We start from the raw sequence: 2,117 nt of genomic DNA, 5'->3' as shown, positions 1-2,117 counted from the left end.
ACTGCCGCACCTGCCTGCACAGCACCGCCATTGAAAACGGTGAATGGCACTGCGCCCGTTATGACTGCCTGATTCCCACGGAGCAGCAGCGCAAGGGGTGCCAATCGCACCTGTATCTGCCGGACCTGTTGTTTGGCTTTGCCGAACCGGTGGACTCCGGGGAGTACTGGATTCAATACCGGCTGAAAAGCAATGGCCAGCTGTTTGTGACTGGCGAAGCACCGGAGCAGCTGAAGTCCTCCGAGATCCGCGCCGTGGATCAGAAGGAGCTGTTAACCGATCCCGATGTGCAGACTATTCGCCAGTCGTTCCAGGGCACGTTGATTTAGTTACTAGCCAAGGGTTCTTGCTACCGGATTTGCGGTATAGCTCAAAGTGGGAAAACCCACTTTGAGAAACCTGGAAGGCGGTTTTCCGGCTTCAAGAAACTAAGGACTCTAACGCGAAAAGAGATTTATCGAACAGTTACCGAAAGCGTATTTTTTAATGGAAAACTTGACAATGCAAACAGCAGCAAACTACGATGATCACGCACTGGCAAAATCCAGTGTCGGGATTAGCAGCCCGGATGGACTTAAGGCGCACAAGTCGCCCGTTACTAATGCGGCTTTTTTTGTGCGTAACATCTGTACCCATTCCAGAATTATGGCGGGTCGGGTGGGGCTACCTTCGGGTAGGCCGGTTTCCTTAGGTCCCGGTACTGCTAACCCTGCTCGATCCGCCTCCATTTCGAGATTAGCAGCTCTGCGAGGCGGTTTAGTAACCGACCTGAGGGGGCTCGTTATGCCTACTAATAATAAAACTGAAAAACACCCAACCCTTGCCGAGCAACTGCGCACCAGCCACATCATGAGCAACTACTACGACAAAAGCGTGGTACTGCACGATCTGGCGGATTTGCTCAAGGATTGTCTCGACGAAGAGTGCGAGCAACCCGCCGAACTCCCGAAAAAACACCTGGTCAGCATTGCCAATGCCATCCAGTGCGTAAATGAGTGCATGGATCGCAGCGTCGAAAACCTGATTGATGCTGCTGACGCACTGAACCAATAACGGGAGGGAATATCATGAATCAAGTGAATACTTATACACACCCGATCTTTGGCGATGTGCGCACCGTTGAACAAAATGACAATGACGTATGGTTTGTTGCGAAGGACATTGCCGAAACTCTGGGTTATGAAAAACCAGAAAACGCCATCTCCACGCATTGCAAAGCATTTAAAACCACCTCTATTTTGGAACTCCACAAATCAGGGGATGCCAGTAGTTATAATGAACTGCGGGCTAGTGGATACTCACATAATGATTTAGTGAGAAAATTTCAGATCATCCCCGAACGTGACGTCTACCGCCTGGTCATGCGCTCCAAACTGCCAGCGGCAGAAAAGTTCGAAGAGTGGGTCGTCGCTGAAGTGCTGCCCTCCATCCGCAAAACCGGCGGTTATGGCCAACAGTCCATCGACTGGAGCAACACGGCACAAGTCGCCGGTTTGCTCAGCCAGTCCCTGGAACAGGTGCAAAAACACCAGCTGACCATCCAGCAGCAGGCTAGCAAAATCGAAGCTGACCAGCCGAAAGTGTGCTTTTACCAACAGTATGCCGACGCCGAAGGACTGTATACCCTGCAAAATGCCGGGCGAGTGGTAACAGGCAAACCCAACAAGTTTATTGGCGACCTGAAAGGGGAGTACCTGTTCTATCAGGGCAAGTCACTGGTGGCGAAAGCGAAGTACACAACCATGGGTTTATTTGAAATGAAATCCACCATTGTGGACGACAAAGCTCGCCTGCAAACCTACGTTACTCCGAAAGGCATTCAATACTTTGCCAAAAAGTTCGGCATGGATGATCTGTTTTCCATGCAGGCCGGGTAACCGAACCCATTATACCGCTGGCGAACTAATTCGGGGACAATCATGAATAAAACCCAAGAGTTTATAAGGGCTGTAGAAAAGGGCGGGATACCGACCTTTAAAATCAGCCACGGAAGCAACGGGTTTCCCAGGGAGGTGTTGTGATGTACGACCTGCGCTGGTACCAGTCAGAAGCCATCACCGCCATTTACGAGTATTTTGGCCGGGCCCAGGGCAACCCCCTGGTCTGTGTCAGCACCG

General features: G+C 51.3%; 3 protein-coding genes and 1 pseudogene. All 4 read left to right on the top strand.

The annotated features are described in order from the left end of the window. The coding region (locus ACO6UY_RS24560) for a hypothetical protein (RefSeq protein WP_422491671.1) at nt 1-329 on the top strand (329 nt) is incomplete at its 5' end. Between the two features lie 157 nt (nt 330-486). Beyond that, a pseudogene (locus tag ACO6UY_RS24555) lies at nt 487-711 on the top strand (ash family protein); the annotation flags it as partial. A gap of 72 nt (nt 712-783) precedes the next feature. Beyond that, entirely contained in the window at nt 784-1,053 is a 270-nt protein-coding gene (locus ACO6UY_RS24550; protein ID WP_422491672.1) for a hypothetical protein, read from the top strand. 14 nt (nt 1,054-1,067) lie between these two features. After that, nucleotides 1,068-1,877 carry a BRO family protein gene (locus ACO6UY_RS24545; RefSeq protein WP_422491669.1) on the top strand — a complete coding sequence of 270 codons (810 nt, stop codon included), beginning with the start codon at nt 1,068-1,070 and terminating at the stop codon, nt 1,875-1,877. The last annotated feature ends 240 nt before the right edge of the window (nt 1,878-2,117 follow it).

Source organism: Endozoicomonas sp. ALE010 (assembly GCF_049310165.1).
In the GTDB taxonomy this organism is placed as follows: domain Bacteria; phylum Pseudomonadota; class Gammaproteobacteria; order Pseudomonadales; family Endozoicomonadaceae; genus Endozoicomonas.
This window is presented reverse-complemented; position numbering and strand designations above follow the sequence as displayed.

Coding starts and splice junctions, on each gene's coding strand:
- ACO6UY_RS24550 (WP_422491672.1), top strand. CDS start 784: ATGCCTACTAATAATAAAACTGAAAAACACCCAACCCTTGCCGAGCAA.
- ACO6UY_RS24545 (WP_422491669.1), top strand. CDS start 1,068: ATGAATCAAGTGAATACTTATACACACCCGATCTTTGGCGATGTGCGC.